Source organism: Streptomyces sp. NPDC001219 (genome assembly GCF_053597915.1).
In genome coordinates this window covers 118533-136087 of the sequence record NZ_JBSFJF010000012.1, presented here as the reverse complement: position 1 = coordinate 136087, position 17555 = coordinate 118533, and the positions used below count along the sequence as shown (strand labels likewise).

Genomic DNA, 17555 nt, shown 5'->3' with positions numbered 1-17555 from the left:
CCCCCCCATGGCACTTCCCGCCATCGCGTCCTACCCCCTGCCGGCCGGGGACGAGCTGCCGGCCAACCGCGTCGCCTGGACGGCGGACCCCGCGCGCGCCGTGCTGCTCGTCCACGACCTGCAACAGCACTTCCTCGGCGCCTTCCCGCCCGGCGAACCGCCGCTCACCGGCATGCTCGACAACACGGCCCGGCTCCTCGAACAGTGCCGCCGGCTCGGTGTGCCGGTCGTCTACTCCGCCCAGCGCGGCGGCCAGACCCCCGAGGAACGCGGCCTGCAACTCGACTTCTGGGGCCCCGGCGTCGCGGACGACCCGGAGGCCCTCGCCACACCCGAGGCCGTCGCGCCCGCGCCCGGCGACACCGTCCTCACCAAGTGGAAGTACAGCGCCTTCGCCCGCACCGAGCTGGAGGAACTGCTGCGCGCGGCGGGCCGCGACCAGCTCGTCGTCGTCGGGGTGTACGCCCACATCGGCGTGCTGATGAGCGCCTGCGACGCCTGGTCGCGGGACATCCAGGCGTTCGTCGTCGCGGACGCCGTCGCCGACTTCTCCCGCGCGGACCACGACATGGCCCTGCGCTGGGCCGCCGGCCGCTGCGCGGTCGTCACCACCACCGACGCCCTCTTCAAGGAGGCCTGAGCCGCCATGGCGCTCACCCTGGAGCAGATCCGCCGGGACGTCGCCGACTCCCTCGGCGAGGACCCCAGCGACATACCGTTCGACGAGAACCTCGTGGACTACGGACTGGACTCGGTCCGCCTCATGGCGCTCGTCGAGCGCTGGCGCCGCGAACACGGCGTCGAGGCCGCCTTCGTGGACCTCGCCGAACAGCCCGCCATCGAGTCCTGGGCCCCCTTGCTGGGAGCCACCTCGTGACGGTCCTCCTCACCGGCGGCGGGCCCGGCACCGGGACCCCGCAGGCCGTCCTGCCGCTGACGGCGGCACAGTCGGGCATGTGGTACGCGCAGGCCCTCGACCCGCTCAGCCCCGCCCAGAACACCGCCGAGTGCCTGGAGATCGACGGCGCACTCGACCCGGACCTCTTCGCCCACGCCCTGCGCCGGGTGGCCGACGAGGCCGACGCGCTGCGCGTACGGATCGAGGACACCCCGGACGGCCCGCGACAGCACGTCCTGGACCGGGTCGAACCGCCGCTCACCGTGCGCGACATGCGGGACGCCGACGACGGTGCGGAGGCCGCCGGGCGGTGGATGCGCGACGACCTCGCCGAGCCCTTCGACCTGGCGGCCGGTCCGCTCTTCCGGCACGCCCTGTTCCGCGTCGGGGAGCGGCGCTGGCTGTGGTACCAGTGCATCCACCACCTCGTCATGGACGGTTTCGGATACTCCCTCCTGGTGCGCCGTACCGCCGAGGTGTACACCGCCCTCGTCCGGGGTGAGGAGCCCGGCCCCCGGACCTTCGGCAGCCTCACCGACCTGGTCGCCCAGGACGCCGCCTACCGCGCCTCACCGGACTTCACCGCCGACCGCGACCACTGGGCCGAGGCCTTCGCCGACCGTCCCGAGGCGCCGCGGCTCGCGGGCCGCGGCGCGCTGCCCGCCCGGACCTTCCGCCGCCGCACCGCCTTCCTGCCGCCGGAGACCACCGAGGGCGTCCACGCACTCGCCGCCCGGCTCCGTGCCACCTGGCCCGACGTCCTGATCGCGGCGAAGGCCCTCTACACCTCCCGCGCCACGGACCGGTCCGATGTCGTGCTGGGACTGCCGATGATGGGCCGCATGGGCTCGGCCGCCCTGCGGGTGCCCGGCATGGTCATGAACGTGCTGCCGCTGCGGCTGACCGTCTCCCCCGACGCGACCTTCGCTGAACTGGTCCGGCAGGTCGTGCTCGGCATCCGCGCGGCCCGCCGCCACCAGCGCTACCGCTACGAGGACATCCGCCGCGACCTGGGACTGCTCGGGGAGAGCCGCGCCCTGGTGGGGCCGCTCGTCAACATCATGCCGTTCGACTACGGCGTGGCGTTCGCCGGCGCACCCGCCCGCGCCCGCAACCTCTCCGCCGGGCCCGTCGACGACCTGACCCTCAACGTCTACGACCGGGCCGACGGCAGGGGCCTGCGCATCGACCACGACGGCAACCCCGCCCTCTACGAGGACACCGGTCTCGACGCCCACCAGGAGCGGTTCCTGCGCCTGCTGGACCGGCTCACCGCCGCCGACCCGCACACCCCCATGGCCACCCACGGCATCGCCACCCCCGCCGAACACGCCCTGGTCGTCGACGAGTTCAACCGCACGGACCGCCGGCTCCCGCCGACCACCCTCATCGGCCCCATCGAGGCCCGCGCCGCCCGCACCCCGACCGCCCCCGCACTGGTCCACGGCGACACCACGCTCAGCTACGCGGACCTCAACACCCGCGCCAACCGGCTGGCCCGCCATCTGCAGACCCTCGGCGCCCGGCCCGGAACGGTGGTGGCGGTCGCGGTGCCGCGGTCGGTGGAGCTGGTCGTCGCCCTGCTCGCCGTGCTGAAGTCCGGCGCCGCGTACCTGCCGCTCGACCCGGACCACCCGGCGCCACGGCTGGCCGGCATGCTGGACGACGCCGCGCCGGTGTGCGCCGTCACCGACCACACGGCCCGGCTGCCCCAGGACACCGGCACCCCGCTGGCCGTCCTGGAAGGACTCGACCTCTCCGGCTACCTCCCGGTCGACCCGGGACGGCCGCTCACCCCCGCGCACCCCGCCTACGTCCTCTACACCTCCGGTTCGACCGGCCGCCCCAAGGGCGTCGTGGTGTCCCACGGGGCGATCGACAACCGGCTGCGCTGGATGCAGGACAGCTACCCGCTGACCGCCGCCGACCGGGTGCTCCAGAAGACCCCCGCGACCTTCGACGTGTCGGTGTGGGAGTTCTTCTGGCCGCTGCGCGAGGGCGCGGTGCTCGTCGTCGCCGAGCCCGGCGGCCACAAGGACCCCCACTACCTGGCCCGGCTCCTGCGCGAACAGGCCGTCACCACCTGCCACTTCGTGCCGTCGATGCTCCAGGTCTTCCTCACCGCGGCGGACCCCGCCGGATGCGGGGCGCTGCGCCGCGTCTTCTGCAGCGGAGAGGCCCTGCCCCGCGACACCGCGCACACCTTCGCCCGCACCCTGCCGGACACCGAGCTGCACAACCTCTACGGGCCGACGGAGGCCGCCGTCGACGTCACGTACCACGCGTGCGCGGCGGACGACAGCGGCCCGGTGCCCATCGGGCGGCCGGTGTGGAACACCCGGCTGTACGTCCTCGACGCCGCGCTCCGGCCCTGCCCGCCGGGTGTCCCCGGCGAGCTCTACCTGGCCGGCCGGCAACTCGCCGACGGCTACCTGAACCGCCCCGCGCTCACCGCCTCCCGGTTCGTCGCCGACCCCTTCGGGCCGCCCGGCAGCCGCATGTACCGCACCGGCGACCTCGCCCGCTGGACGGAACAGGCCGAGGTGGAGTACCTCGGCCGCACCGACCACCAGGTGAAGCTGCGCGGCCAGCGCATCGAACTCGGCGAGATCGAGGCGGTGTTGACCGCACAGGACGGGGTGGACGGCGCCTGCGCGCTGGTCCACGAGGACGGCGCCGGCGAACAGCGGCTCGTCGGCTATGTCACCGGCGGCGCCGCACCCGACGCCGTACGGGCCGGGCTGGCCCGTACGCTGCCGGAGCACATGGTCCCGGCGAGCGTCATCGCGCTGGACGCCCTGCCGCTGACCCCCAACGGCAAGCTGGACCGCCGTGCCCTGCCCGCCCCGGTCTTCACCGGCGGCCGCGGCGCGCGCCGCCCGGCCGACCCCCGCGAGGAGACCCTGACCCGGCTCTTCGCCGAGGTGCTGGGCCTCGAACAGGCCGGTCCCGACGACGCGTTCTTCGACCTGGGCGGCACCTCGCTGCTCGCGGTGCGGCTGGTGGCGCGCGTCCGTGCGGCGTTCGGCTGCGCGCTGACGATCGGCTCGCTCTTCGAGGCGCCCACCCCGGCCGCGCTGGCCGCCCGCCTGGACAGCTCCGGACCGGCGTCCGGGGACGCCCTGGACGTCGTGCTGCCGCTGCGCACCACCGGCGACCGGCCCGCGCTCTTCGCCTTCCACCCCGCCGGCGGTCTCGCCTGGTGCTACGCGGGCCTGGCCGCCCGCCTCGGACCCGACCAGCCGGTGTACGGCATCCAGGCCCGCGGCCTGGCCGGGGACGCACCGCTGCCCCGCGCGCTGGCGGAGCAGGCCGAGGACTATGTGCACCATCTGCGCACGGTCCAGCCGCACGGCCCCTACCGGCTGCTGGGCTGGTCCGTCGGCGGCATCCTCGCGCACACCGTCGCGGTGCTGCTCCAGGAGGCGGGGGAGACGGTCGAACTGCTCGCGCTGCTCGACGCGTTCCCCGCCGAACAGTGGCGGGAGCGGCCCGCGCCCGAGGAGGGCGACGCACTCACCGCGGTGCTGCGCATGGCCGGCTTCGACCGCACCGACGAGCGCACCCGGGACGAGGTCCTGGCCACCCTGCGCCGCGCGGGCAGCCCGCTCGCGGGCCTCACGGACCACACCCTGTCGAAGATCGTCGATATCGTGCCCAACCACGCGCGGATGATGCGCGCCCACCACCACCTCACCTACCAGGGCGACCTGCTGTTCTTCACCGCCGCCGCGCCGCGCGCCGAGGACTGGCTCACCCGGGAGGCCTGGCGGCCGCATGTGACCGGCGCGATCATCAACCGCGACCTGGACTGCACCCACCCGCAGCTGATGCAGGACCGCCGGCTCGACGAGATCGCCGCCGTCCTGGCCACCCGCCTGAAGGAGCTGGACACATGACCGCCCACTACGGCCCGGCCCCGTACGACGCCCGCACCCGGTTCGTGGCGGCGGGCCGGCCCTGACGGGCGCACGGGGCCGCGGTACGGCCGGCCTGCCGGAGGGCGACGTCCGGCAGGCCGGTGGGGACGGTGGCTAGGCGGCGGTCCGGGCGGCGGCTCTGCCGGGGGAGAGCAGGCCCACCAGCCCGTCGGCCAGTTCGGTGCGCCAGCACAGGTAGTCGTGGCCGCCGTTGAACTCGCGGTAGACGGCGTCGTCGTAGCCGGCGGCGGCGAGGGTCGCGCGCAGCCGCCGGGCGGCCGGGAGGGCCACCCACTCCTGCTGGCCGAAGGAGAGCCAGAAGCGCACGGGCAGCCGGGGCGACTCCGCGAGCCGGGCGGTCAGCCACTCGGGCTCCGGACCCTCGGGCCACCAGAACGAGCCCGACTGGGCCAGGGCGTTCCCGAAACGGTGCGGTGCCGCGAACGCCGCGTAGGCCGCGGTGAGTCCGCCCAGGCTCTGCCCGGCGATCACGGTACGGGCCGGGTCGCCGGTCACCGGCAGCCGTCCGGCGACCCAGGGCAGCAGCTCGTCCGTGAGGAAACCGACGTACTCGGGACGGCACGTCAGATCCGCCCACCGGGTGCCGGAGTCGACGGAATCCGGCAGGACGGCGGCGAGCTGCGGGACGCGCCCGTCGGCGATCAGATTGTCCAGGAGGTGCGCGACACCGAGCCGGGGCTGCCAGTGCTCTCCGTCGAGCAGGACGAGGACGGGCAGCTCCGCCGTCTCCCGTGCCGTGCCGGGCGGTTGGTACAGCCAGAACCGGCGGTCGGTGCCGAGGTGCCCGCTGTGCACCGTGTGCTCGCTGACGGTGCCCCGCGGGATGCCCGGCCTGGGCTCCCAGTCCACCGCGGCCGGGGCCCCGGACAGTTCGGCGTAGGGGACCGGCTCACCGCCCCAACGGCGCGGCAGCAGACGGGTGTTGTGCGGATCGGTGCGGCGCTGGGTGCGCAGCCAGCGCCAGTAGTCGGCGCCGCCCGGCTCGGGACCGCCGCCCTCGTCGACGAAGAGGTCGTAGGTGCCGCGCCAGTCGTGCCGCAGGCGGACCGTCCAGTGCCAGATGTCGGTGCCGGGGGCGCGCTCCATGAGATTGGCCCCGGGGTCCCGTGGGTCGGCCAGTTTGTTCGGCAGTACCTGGACGGCGCGGGTCCGGTCGGTGCCGCGCCACAGGAACGTCACGGCGACGTGCTCGGCGCCGGCCGCGGGGTCCGGCGCGACGAGCGGGGTGCCGCGGCGGCGGACCCCGGCCCAGAAGTCCCCGGTCCCGTCCGGCGCGGGCAGCGCGAAGCCCGGCCCGGGGAGCCGCGGCAGCGCATCGGGGCGCGCCAGTCGGGGCGGGTGGTTCGGGGTGTCCTGCGGCGGCACGGGCATGGAAGGCACTCCGGACAACTGGGCAATGGACTTAGGGTCACCTTACTTCAGCCTCCGGGGTGTCTCCCGGTCCCTGCCCCGTGGACCGCCCGCCGCCCACGACGGACGGCACCCCACGGCACGGCTGCCGGTCAACTGCCGGTCAGCCGCCGAGCAGGGCGATCAGGCCGTCGGCCAGCCCGCCGCGCCAGCAGGCGTAGTCGGCGCCGCCGCTGAACTCCTGCCGGGTGACGGTGTGACCGTGGCGGCGCAGGAGGTCAGGGAGGCCGGACCCCGGCTCCGCCGCCGCTTCCCGCCGGGCTACGTTGAGGTGGACCCGGACGGGGACCCCGTGCGGTGCGGCGAACCACTGCGACGGCCAGGACGGCCGGCCGTGACCGTTCCCGGCGTGCCGGCCGTCCGAGGGCCGGGCGGCGGCGGGGGACTGGACCAGCGCGCCACCGAACCGCTCGGGCCGCCGCAGACAGGTGTGCAGCGCGGCGGTGCCGCCCAGGCCCTGCCCGGCCACGACGGTGCGCCGTGGGTCCGTGGTGACCGGCCGGAGCGCGGCCGCCCAGGGCAGTAACTCGTCGGCGAGGAAGTCGGCGTAGCGGTCGTGGGTGCCGGGCTCGCGCCACCAGCCGGCCGGGCCGGCCACCTCGGGCGCCAGTGCCAGCAGCGGCGGAATCCTCCGTTCGGCCAGCAGCGCGTCGAGCGTGGCGGCCAGGCCGAGCGCCCCGAACCACCGCTCCCCGCCGGGCAGTACGAGCACGTCCAGCGGCCCGGACGCGGTCCCGGACGGCGGGTGGTAGACCCGGACCGCGTGCTGGTCGCCCAGGGTGAGGCCGGGGCTGCGGAGGCGCTCCACGGTGCCGCGCGGGGCGTCCGGGCGTGGCTCCCGCCAGGGTTGCGGCGGGGATAACGGCAGCTCGAAGAGCGAACTCCCGGCCGATCCGGCGCCTTCGCGCAGCGGGGTCCGGTTGTGCGGGTCGGGGGCCGCGTGGGCGGCCAGTCCCCGCAGCCGGGCCCGCAGCGGTTCCTCCGCGCCGGGCAGCGGACCGGTCGAGATATCCGCGACCATGCGGTACGAGCCGCGGTGATCGGCCCGCAGGCGGCGGGTCAGGTACCAGATCTCGGTGCCGGGCAGGGGCGTGAGGAGCGAACCGGTGAGGTCGTCGGGGTCGGTGAGCCCGTGGGCGAGCAACAGCACCTGGCGGGTGGCGCGGTGGCCGCGCCACAGAAATGTCACCGCCCGGTGGTGCGGATCGTCGTCGAGCGGTTCGATGAGCGGCGTGCCGTCCCGCTCGACCGTGGCCCAGAACGCGGCGGTCAGCGCGCCGCGTTCGGCCTGACCGGCCTGCTCGATGCGCCGGGCGAGGCGGGTGAGGAGCGGACTGGTGACGGTGTGCGGCACGGGGTCGGGGGCGTCCGCGGGCGCCGGGACCGCGGCGGAGACGGTGCGGCTCATGCGAGCGCGCCCGGTATGCGGTGCGGCTCCCCGGTCCGCGGACCGGCCGCCGGCCGGACCACGGAACCGTCGGGAACGGCCCGGTCCCGACGGGGGAGTTGTCGGAGCGAGGGGCGAAGGGGCGGGAGGGCGAATCGATGCGTCATGTGGGGAAGGGCGTTTCTGATCGGAGCGCGCGGTACGCGGGCGATGCGCGCTCGGTACCGCGTGGTGCGGGCAGTTCGGGCAGGGCGGCGGCAGGCTGTCCCCGTACGGATGCGGTGGTGGCTCGGCGCCGGGGTCCCGCCCGCGCTCGGGCGAGGCGGGCGGGACGCGGTGCGGCTCCGGACCGGGCCGGGCCCGGGGCCGGGCGTCAGCGCCCGAGGGGGAAGCGGTGCAGCACGTCCTCGCCCTCGGGGCCGGAGCCGGACTTGGCGACCACGAACGCCGCGCCGTGGGCCACCCGCACATGGTTGGGGTTGGCCCCGGTGTTCAGGGTGTCGACGACGGTGCCCTTACGGGGGTCGACGACCGAGACACCGGCCGTGCTGCGGTTGGCGACCAGGACCCGGCCCGAGCGCGGGTCGGCGGCGACGGGCAGCGCGCCCGCCCCGGTCGGCACGGTCCTGGTGACCGCCCCCTTGCGCAGGTTGATCACCGAGACGGTGCCGGCGGCCTGATCGGCGGAGTAGGCGGTGCGGCCGTCCGCGGAGAGGGCTATCGAGAGCGGGCCGTCCCCCGTCGGGATCAGCCGTGGTCCGGCGGCACCCGGGGCGATCTCGATGATCCGGTCGTTGGCGAGGTCGGTGGCGTAGGCGGTGCCGGACCGCTCGTTGACCGCGAGACCCGCGGGGCTCGACCCCGACCGGCGGCCTGCCCACCGCGGAGGTGGCCCAGAGCACGTGGTTTCGCTCGGAGTACGCGGACTGGTACAGCCCTTTGGCGACCGGCGCGGACTGCGGGCCCGGGTGCGCGGTCGCGGTGCCGGCCAGCGCGAGCGTGCTGCCGGCGGCGAGGCTCACCGCGATCGCGGCAGTACGGCGGATGCGGTAGGCGAGTGAGGTCATGCGGCGTCAGTCTCCTTAGCGGAAGCGCCCCCCGGAGAGGCGATCGCCGACTAACTTAGCTTAGGCTTACCTAACATGCACTCCGATTCGGTCGCCGGGTTCCGTGACCTGTCGCGGTGGTGGGCGAGGGGCGCCGAGGGCGGCCGGGCGGGCGGCACCGCCCCGAGGTGGCCGTTGCCGGTGGACGGTTCAGGGCCGCTCGGGCCGGAAGGTCAGCGGCAGCCGGTCGGGGTACCGCAGGGTCGCGCGGCGTTCCCGCCAGGGCGGCCCGGCGGGCCGGGGCGGCCGCGGCCCGGTGAGCAGCCCGGTCACCAGGGCCCGGACGACGATCCGGGCGAGCGTCGCGCCGGTGCACGCGTGCGGCCCCCAGCCGAAGGAGAGATGGCGGTTGGGGCTGCGGTCGAGCACCAGGTCGTCGGGGGAGGCGAACTGCTCGGGATCGCGGTTGGCCGCCCCGAACAGCATCAGGACGAGCTCGCCGCGCTCGATGGTGACGCCGCCGAGTCCGGTCCGCTCCACGCAGGTACGGCTGGTGCCCTGCACCGGGCCGTCGAACCGCAGGAGTTCATCGACCCCGCTCGCCAGCAGCTGCGGGTCCCTCATCCGCTCCACTGTGCCGGGGTGCGTCAGCAGGGTGTGCACCGCGTTCGCCGCCGCACCGACGGTGGTGCTGTAACCGGCGAGGAACAGCACCCGCGCGCTGTTCCAGATCTCCGGCTCCCGAACACCCGCACGCTCCGCCCCGGCGAGCACCTGGGAGAGCAGCCCGGGACGGCGAGTGGCGTGGTACCAGCCGGAGATGAGGTCGCTGACCTTCTCCCGGGCCGCGAGCGCCGGCTCGCGGACCTCGGGGCGCAGGCCCGCGTCCATTCCGCGGACCAGTGCGTCGGAGAGCGCCGCGAACCGGGCGACGGGCGGGGGATCGACTCCCAGCAGCCGGCACACCGCGAAGAGCGCGACGGGGCGCGCCACGTCCGCGGTGAAGTCGAACTCCGGCGCATCGGCGTACTTGGCCACCAGCTCACGGGTGTCGGCCACGACGGCGTCCCCGATGCCGTCGAGGTCCTGTTCCCTGAACGTGGTGGTGAAAAGCCGGCGAAGGGGCGTGTGCTCAGGGGGGTCGAGATTCTGCATGCTCGACGCGGTGGGGCGCTCGAACCCGGCCCGGCGCCGGTCGCTGGCGAAGGTGTGCGCGTCGCTCAGAACCGCCCGGCAGTCGCGGTATCGCGTCAGTACCCACGAGTCGAGCCGTTCGCTCCAGAAAACCGGCTCCGTCGCCCGCAATTGCGCGTAGGCGGGATAGGGATTCTCCACCATGACCGGCGACAAGGGGTCATAGTCAGACACGCGTGCTCCCGCGACTCGCTTTATGGCCTCGGCACATGAACGCGTGGCCCGGGTGTAATTCCCGGGCCACGCCTGCGTGTCAGTAGTCGTAAAGCATGGTCGACCCCTCCCCCCGATTTCGGATGGCTTTTCTTCGCATGGAATTCATGCGATTAATTGCCGACTATGCCGTGCCGTGACAGTCCCCGCAAGGCCGTTGTGAAGGGAGGGAGGCGGATAGATCAGATTGGCCAAATAGGCGGGTGGCGCCCTTACGTCGAGCGATATTAATGGAGGAGGCTGTTCGGCTTCCTTGTCGTGTTCGGCCGGTCAGCCACCCGCTCAAGGACATTTGTGGACAGGCGTGTTCAGGGGCAGGGCCTACGCATCGTCATCGCGGTGTGGCCGATCCGGTCACGGAACGGCGGCGTGGGCCGCGTACCCGAGTGCGTAGGCGAGCGCGGGCGCGTTCTGCCCCAGCGCACGCGCGTTCACGTTCCCCAGGTCATCGCACGGCTGGTGGTAGCAGGGGTCGTACAGCTGCCCCGCCCGTCCGCCGTAGCGGGCCTGTTCCTCCTCCGTCTTGACGGCGCGTAGCCCGGCGTCGAGACCGCCCACCGCGATGCCGGCCTCGTCGAAGACGAGATGGTCGGAGCCGAGCGACGTCGAGGGGACCGTGTCGAACGGCAGGCCCCGGCGGGTGAACCAGTCCTGGAAGAGCGCGGACACCGCGTCGCTGCCGGGGGACGCGCCCCGCCACACACGACGGACGTCGTTGGGCGAGCCCAGCAGTTCGCCGTTGAGGAGCACGCGGATGCGGCGGCGTTCGGCCTCGGAGAGCCGGGACAGGTAGGACGCGGAGCCGACGCTCTGCAACTCCTCCGCGCCCCAGAACGCGAACCGTACCTTCTGCGTCACCTGGCTCTGGCGCGGGGCGAGCCGCAGCGCGGTCTGCAGCACGGTGGCCGCGGCCGTGGCGTTGTCGTTCATGCCCGCGCCCTCGGTGACGCTGTCGAGGTGCGCGCCTGTCATGACGACCCGGTCCGGCCGGCCGCCGGAGGTCTCGGCCAGCACGTTCTGCGAGAACCGCGCCATGCGACGGGCGCGCAGGGTCAGATGGAGCTCCACCCGGCCGTCCGCCGCCTGGTCCGCGAGTCGCTCGGCCGCCTTCTGGGTCACCGAGGCGACGGGGATGCGGAACCCGGTGGCGGGCGCCTGATAGCGCCAGATGTGCTCCGGAGACGGCGTCGGCTGCCACACCAGGAGCGCCCGGGCACCGACGTCGGCGGCGGCCTTCTCCTGCTGCGCGAGCGGACAGGCGGAGGTGCGGGCCACCAACGCGAGGGCGCCGTCGAAGCGTTCGGCGGGGTAGTCGGCGACCGTGCAGCCCGTACGGGACGGTTCCATGGCGGCGACCGGCGCGGCGAGGCCGCCGGCCGGCGTGGACGGCGCGTACCGGGTCATGAGGACCTTCAGCGCGCCGCCGCCCGGGGAGGACTCGGTGGCCTCCTCCGTGCCGAAGGCGACATAGGTGATCGGCACGGACTGCACGGTCACCCGGTACCCGCCGGCCCGTAACCGGTCGGCGACATGGGCGGCCGTCGCCGCCTCACCCGGCTCGCCCGCGGCCCGTGACCCGCCGTTCTCGTCCGCCAGGCGTTGGAAGTGCCGCAACTCGTCGTACACCCGCCGCCCGGTGACCTGGCCCGCCAGCCAGTCCCCGGCGGCCCGGGCGGAGGAGTCCCCGGCCCCGTCGTCCGCCGCGGCGGCGGGCGTCAGCAGGGCGGCGGCGCTCACCAGCGCGACGCCGATGCCGGTGACACGGGCGAGGGCGGCGGACCTCGGGCGGGAGGCACGCCCCCCGCGGGCCGGACGCGGCGGCATCGTCCGCCGCCTCGATGGATCGTTCACGGTCTTCTCCTTCGCTGGATGCGGAGCACTTCGGATACGTACGCCACCGCGGCGGCCGGATTCCGCCGCGCATCGGGCGACGTCACGGTGTTCCGGCGGCCAACGGCCGGACCGGCACCCGCGTCAGGAAGCCGGCCACGCACACCGTCGCGCCTCCGGCGCATGCCATGGCCACACCGGTGCTCGACGCCTCGGCCACCGAGCCGAAGACGGCGGGACCGACGCCCTGCACGGTCATCAGGCCCGAGGTGAGCAGCCCGAAAGCCTGGCCGCGGCTCGCTTCCGGCACCGCGTCGAGGAACGCCCGCTGCAGCCCCAGGCCATAGGCGAAGCCGACCCCGCTGATCAGCAGCAGCACCGCACAGACCACCCACGGCGGGCGCAGCGCGAAGACGACCAGCGGCAGACCGAGGACCGCCGCCAGCGGAGCCACCAGGCGCTCCCGCGCTCCCGGGGACAGAAAGCGGCCGACGAGCAGATTGCCGAGCAGCATCCCGACCGGCAGACAGGCGAGCAGCGGCCCGGCCGAACCGGCGGGAAAGCCGCGCTGACCGCAGAACGGCACGATGAGGCTCTCCGCGCCGGCCGCGAACGACGACGGCAGCCACTGCGCGAGGAGCAACTGCCGCACCCGGCGCGCGCCGAGCAGCCCGGCGATCCCCGACCAGCTGTGGCGCAGCACGGAACCCGAGGCCGCCCGCTCCGGTGGCCCGGAGTCCGCCGGCTGAGGCGTCGGCAGGTCGGGAAGCCGGAGGCGTACGGCCAGTGCGGCGGCGAGATACGCCCCCGCACTGAGCAACAACGCATGCCGCGGGCCGAGCACGGTGAGGGCGGCGCCGCCCCCCGCGAGACCCAGCAGCTGGGCTCCCGACGAGGACATGCTGAACAGGGAGCGCCCCAGCACATAAGCGTCACCGGTCAGGGTCTCCGCGACGAGCCGGCTGGACGCGCCCCCGAAGACCGGGGTCAGACAGGCCACGACGGCCACCAGGACCAGAATCCACGCGACCGGCAGGTCCGCCAGCGCGAGCGCCGCCGCCGCGCCGCACTCCAGCAGGTAGCCCGCGACGATCAGCCGCCGGGGACGCACCCGGTCGGCGAGCGACCCCAGCAGCACCGAACCGGCCAGCTGCGGCAGGAAACCGGCACCGAACGTCAGCGAGCCCAGCAACGGCGAACCGGTCGCCGCGAAGACGAACACCGACAGGGTCATGATCCGCAGGGAGTCGGCCGTGATCGCCGCCGCCCGGGTGAGGAAGAGCAGGCGGTAGCGGCGGTCCGCCAGCACCTCCCGATAGGTGGTACGCCGCCGCGGGGCGCCTGTGGACGTCATGGCAGGAGCCTGGGGCGGGGCCGCGGGGATGTCGACTGTTACGTCCAGCGGCGTAAGCTCCCGCCATGCTCCGCTTCGAGGCCGGGACGGACGACGTGCTGCGCAGCCGCTTCGCGCTGTCACCGGCCTTCGAACTCGGCGGCCTGCTGCGCATCCTGAGCGGACTCACCCCACGACGCCTTCCCGCCACCTGGCCGGGGCGGCTTATACCGGCATTCCAGGAACTGCGCCGCACCACGGCGCTCGACGCGGCTCTCGCACTCCACCACCGCACCTTCGGCGCCTCGTGCATCACCGCGCCCCCCAGCAGCCTCGACCGGACCTGGGAGGAGGACGTGGCGGCGCTACGCGCGACCCCCCTGTCCGACGCCCGCAGGGAGATCGCGCGCTGCCTCGCCGCGCGTCCGGTCACCGACCCGCACGTACTGTCCGTGCTGCACGACGACGGTGCCGTCCACGCGATCGCCGACGCCCTCGATCAGGCCTGGCACGGGCTGCTGGCCCGGGACTGGCCGCAGTTGCAGGCCATCTGCGAACGCGACGTCGTCCACCGCACCGGCAGGCTCGGCCGCTCGGGGTGGGCGTCGGTCCTCGACGGTCTGCACCCCGGGCTGCGGTGGCGCGACGGTGGAATCGACGTCGTGCACTCCGCCACGGACCGCACCGTCGCACTCCAGGGGGAGGGGCTCCTCCTCATCCCCTCCATTTTCGTCTGGCCCGGGATCGCCACCCACACCGACGCCCCCTGGCCGAAGTCCCTCATCTACCCCGCCCGTGGCATCGCCGCCCTGTGGGAGTCCTCCGGCCCCACCACACACGACGCCCTGCCGGCCCTCCTCGGCCGCTCCCGGTCGCGCATCCTCACCGCCCTCGGCCGGCCCGCGAGCACCACACAACTCGCCCAGACCCTGCGCCTGGCCCCCGGAGCCGTCGGCGACCACCTGGCCGTCCTGCGCACCGCCGGTCTCCTGTGCCGCGCCCGGTCCGGCCGGTCGGTGCTCTACTACCGCACTCCACTGGGCGACGCGCTGGCCGGGGGGACCGGGTGCGCGGAGGGCGGGTGACGTGACCAGGGCACCGGCCCCCGGGACGGGCATCGGCCGTGATGCCCGTACGGCACCGGCCATGTCACGTCCCGGGCTCCCGTCCCGTCAGTGAGGTGCACATCCACCTCGTCCTGACGGAACAGGAGCCCTGCGTGTTCATCACCTACCTCGCGGTCACCCTCGCGGCCTCGCTCGTCCATGGTGTGGCGGCCGTCGCGAACCTGACGGGCCACGACTACCCCCGGAGCCAGGCGGACAAGATGGGGGTGCCGCGGTCCTGGGTGCGGCCGCTGGGCGTCCTGCTGGGTGCGGGGGCCGTCGGGCTGGTGGTGGGGATCGCCGTGCCGTGGGTGGGGGCGCTCGCCGCCGGGGGGCTGGTGCTGTACTTCCTCGGTGCGTTCGGAGCCCATCTGCGGGCCGGTGACCACCACTTCGGTGGCTGGGCCGTCTTCTTCTCCCTGGCCGTGGCGGCCCTGGTACTCAATCTGACCGCTCACGGCCGGTACTTCACGTAGCCCCCGCCCTCGTCACTCCCTGAGGCTCACGATCATCTTTCCGGTGTTGTCGCCGCGGAGCATGCCCAGGAACGCCTCGACGCCGTTCTCGATGCCGGCCACCGTGGTCTCGTGGTACGTCAGCTCGCCGGAGCGGAGCCAGCCGGAGACCTCCTCGACGAACCGCGGCCGGAGGTGGGAGTGGTCGTAGGTCATCATGCCGAGCAGCCGCAGCCGCTTGAACATCATCTCTTCGAGGTTGCGCGGGCCGGGGCTCGGCTCGGCGGCGTTGTACTTCGAGATCAGGCCGCAGATGACCGCTCTGCCGTACATGTTGAGGGAGTCGAGGGCCGCTTCGAGGTGGTCGCCGCCGACATTGTCGAAGTAGAGGTCGATCCCGTCCGGCGCGGCCTCCTTGAGCAGCCGGGTGACCTCGCCGTTCTTGTAGTTGAAGGCGGCGTCGAAGCCGTACTCCTCGACCAGCAGCCTGACCTTCTCGTCGGAGCCGGCCGAGCCGATGACCCGGGAGGCGCCCTTGATCCGGGCGATCTGACCGGCCACGCCGCCCACCGCACCGGCCGCCCCGGACACGAAGACGGCGTCGCCCTCCTTGAGCGCCCCGACCTCCAGCAGCCCCGCGTACGCGCTCAGCCCCGTAGTGCCCAGCACACCGAGGTAGGTGCTCAGAGGGGCGAGCGACGGGTCCACCGGGGTGGCGTCCTTGCCATCCATGACCCCGTACTCACGCCAGCCGGTGAAGTGCAGGACATGGTCACCCACCGGGCGGGAGCCGTCGCGCGAGGCGATGACCTCGCCGACCGCGCGGCCGTCCATCGGCCGGTCGAGCGCGAAGGGCGGGAGGTAGGACGCCACCTCGTTCATCCGCAGGCGCATGTACGGATCGACGGAGAAGTACGTGTTGCGGACGAGGATCTGCCCCTCGCCCAGCTCGGGCACCGGGGCCTCACGCAGCGCGAAGTCCTCCGGCGTGGGCCGGCCGTGCGGGCGGGCGACGAGGTGCCATTCGCGGCCTGTCGTGGGCGGTAAGGAGCCGGTCGTCGGCAGTACGGACATGAGCGCAGTCCTCCTCGGGGGATGGAACGAACCAGCCGACACAACCCCGCGGAGACCGAGAACAATTCCCCGCCGACGGACGGGGAACGGGGCGGGGCACGTCCGAGGCCCACGGGCGGCCGATCGCGGTCCACTCCTCGCTGACGTCACAGGCGAGCAGCAGTTGAGATTCCTGGACACTTTCCTCCATGCCAGCAGAACAATTCCCCGCACGCGGAAGCGACGCCGATCGGGCCCGCGACACAGCGACGGCCAGGAGCACCTCGCGCTGCGCTCCCCCGAGCAGTTCAAGGCCCTCGGCCACCCGGTGCGTCACCGTATGGTCAACGTGCTGCGCCAGCCGCCCCCGGCCAGGCCTCCCACACCGCGCTGAGAGGCGTTGACGGGGCGGGGGAGAAGCACCCGCAGACAGCCCCAGCACCGCAGCGGCCGAGGCCCCCACATCACAACAGCCAGGCCCCGGCATCACAGCGACCAAGGCCCCTACGCCACAACAGCTCTGGGAGAGCAGCACCTTGCCCCGAACGACACCGCCACGCCCCATCGACGTCACCGCCGTACTGCCCGAACTGGCAGCCCACGCACGGGAGACGACCCGGCTGCACCCAAGGCCCGGCGCCCCGGCCCGCTCCGAAAGCTCGATCGGCGGTCCGCTGCTGTGGCCCGCCAGTGAGCCGTGGCCCACGTGTACCGCACCCCATATGGTGCGGCGCAGCGAGCCGATGGACCCCGCGCTCGTCCTCGCGTTGCAGCAGGCTCAGGCCAAGCGGGAGGCACGGCAGGGGGCGAGACGCGGTGGCCGGCGCAGCCCGGAGGAGTTCGCCCTGCTCGACCGGGCAACCGTCCGCCGCGGCGCGTCCTTCGACCTCGTCCACTACACCACCCACTGGTACGAGTCCGAGGCGCACGAGAAACCGAACCCCCTGGTGGCCGTCGCCCAGCTCCACGCCCGCGATGTCCCGACCATCGCCTTCCCCTCAGGAACCGACCTCCTCCAGGTGCTGTGGTGCCCCACCGACCACCAGGATCTGCCCGGCCAGCCCCGCTTCTACGGGGGCCCGTTCGTACACCTCATCTGGCGCCGCAGGTCCGGTGTCTCCTCAGACATCCCCTCAGACACCCCCTCAGGCATCCCTTCCGACGCCTCCTCCGATGCCACCTCCGACGTCTTCTCAGCGCCCGGCAGCACGCCGCCGCAGCCCCGGGACACCCACGACTCCTACCTGCCCACCCCGTGCGTGCTGCACCCCGAGCAGGTGACCGAGTACCAGTACGCGGACCTGCTGCCCGACGCACTGCGCGAGCGCCTCGACGCGCAGGACGAACAATGGGAGGAGGAGACGGGCTTCGGGTATCAATACGACCTGTCGATCGCCCCCGGCTGCAAGGCCGGCGGCTGGGCATCCTGGCATCTGACCGATCCGGCGCCCGTGAACTGCCGGTGCGGAGCGTCGATGGATCTGCTGCTCAGCTTCGACAGCAGCGAATGGGACGGTGGCTCCAAGAGCTGGCGCCCCCTTGAGGATTCCGAGGCGAACACGGTGGGCGCGTGCACGCCGACCGACTTGGCCCCCGGCCGCTGGGGCGAACTACGCATCTTCATCTGCCCCGTCGACCCGACGCACCCCCACCTGCTGGACATCCAGTAGGGGCAGCGCCCGGCATCCG

The 17555-nt window shown here is 73.8% G+C and carries 12 protein-coding genes and 1 pseudogene; 6 read left to right on the top strand and 7 right to left on the bottom strand.

Annotation, left to right across the window (positions count from 1 at the left end; translation table 11 throughout):
- The first annotated feature begins 7 nt into the window (after nt 1–7).
- From ACWC9R_RS10665 to ACWC9R_RS10655, 3 genes are all read left to right on the top strand, one after another.
- Entirely contained in the window at nt 8–640 is a 633-nt protein-coding gene (locus ACWC9R_RS10665) for an isochorismatase family protein (RefSeq protein ID WP_450730366.1), read from the top strand.
- A gap of 6 nt (nt 641–646) precedes the next feature.
- Nucleotides 647–877, top strand: coding sequence for a phosphopantetheine-binding protein (locus tag ACWC9R_RS10660; protein WP_450730364.1), 231 nt, complete (start codon nt 647–649; stop codon nt 875–877).
- Nucleotides 878–954: 77 nt separating this feature from the next.
- A complete protein-coding gene (locus ACWC9R_RS10655; RefSeq protein WP_450730412.1) occupies nt 955–4797 on the top strand; it encodes an amino acid adenylation domain-containing protein in 3843 nt (1280 codons plus the stop codon).
- A gap of 135 nt (nt 4798–4932) precedes the next feature.
- Here the strand turns inward: ACWC9R_RS10655 and fes are convergent, their stop codons facing one another.
- The 6 genes and pseudogenes from fes to ACWC9R_RS10625 all read right to left on the bottom strand — a co-directional run bounded on the left by fes (nt 4933) and on the right by ACWC9R_RS10625 (nt 13273).
- Nucleotides 4933–6210, bottom strand: a complete 1278-nt coding sequence (gene fes, locus ACWC9R_RS10650; RefSeq protein ID WP_450730362.1) for an enterochelin esterase — start codon at nt 6208–6210, stop codon at nt 4933–4935.
- Between the two features lie 142 nt (nt 6211–6352).
- Nucleotides 6353–7657, bottom strand: coding sequence for an enterochelin esterase domain-containing protein (locus ACWC9R_RS10645; protein WP_450730360.1), 1305 nt, complete (start codon nt 7655–7657; stop codon nt 6353–6355).
- A 352-nt stretch (nt 7658–8009) separates the two neighbouring features.
- Nucleotides 8010–8703: pseudogene (locus ACWC9R_RS10640) on the bottom strand (YncE family protein).
- Between the two features lie 189 nt (nt 8704–8892).
- The gene (locus ACWC9R_RS10635) at nt 8893–10050 is read right to left on the bottom strand and encodes a cytochrome P450 (protein WP_450730358.1); all 1158 of its coding nucleotides are present in this window, start codon (nt 10048–10050) and stop codon (nt 8893–8895) included.
- Between the two features lie 393 nt (nt 10051–10443).
- On the bottom strand, nt 10444–11940 hold the full coding sequence (locus ACWC9R_RS10630) for a M28 family peptidase (protein ID WP_450730356.1): 1497 nt from the start codon (nt 11938–11940) through the stop codon (nt 10444–10446).
- An 82-nt stretch (nt 11941–12022) separates the two neighbouring features.
- The gene (locus ACWC9R_RS10625) at nt 12023–13273 is read right to left on the bottom strand and encodes an MFS transporter (protein ID WP_450730354.1); all 1251 of its coding nucleotides are present in this window, start codon (nt 13271–13273) and stop codon (nt 12023–12025) included.
- A gap of 65 nt (nt 13274–13338) precedes the next feature.
- On the opposite strand from ACWC9R_RS10625, the gene ACWC9R_RS10620 reads away from it, so the two are divergent.
- The gene (locus ACWC9R_RS10620; RefSeq protein ID WP_450730352.1) at nt 13339–14337 is read left to right on the top strand and encodes a DUF5937 family protein; all 999 of its coding nucleotides are present in this window, start codon (nt 13339–13341) and stop codon (nt 14335–14337) included.
- Between the two features lie 134 nt (nt 14338–14471).
- Complete coding sequence (locus tag ACWC9R_RS10615; RefSeq protein ID WP_450730350.1) at nt 14472–14834, top strand: DoxX family protein; 363 nt, start codon at nt 14472–14474, stop codon at nt 14832–14834.
- A 12-nt stretch (nt 14835–14846) separates the two neighbouring features.
- On the opposite strand, the gene ACWC9R_RS10610 is transcribed toward ACWC9R_RS10615, so the two are convergent.
- Nucleotides 14847–15887, bottom strand: a complete 1041-nt coding sequence (locus ACWC9R_RS10610) for an NADP-dependent oxidoreductase (protein ID WP_450730348.1) — start codon at nt 15885–15887, stop codon at nt 14847–14849.
- A gap of 701 nt (nt 15888–16588) precedes the next feature.
- Between ACWC9R_RS10610 and ACWC9R_RS10605 the strand changes: the two genes are divergently transcribed.
- A complete protein-coding gene (locus tag ACWC9R_RS10605) occupies nt 16589–17536 on the top strand; it encodes a hypothetical protein (protein WP_450730346.1) in 948 nt (315 codons plus the stop codon).
- The last annotated feature ends 19 nt before the right edge of the window (nt 17537–17555 follow it).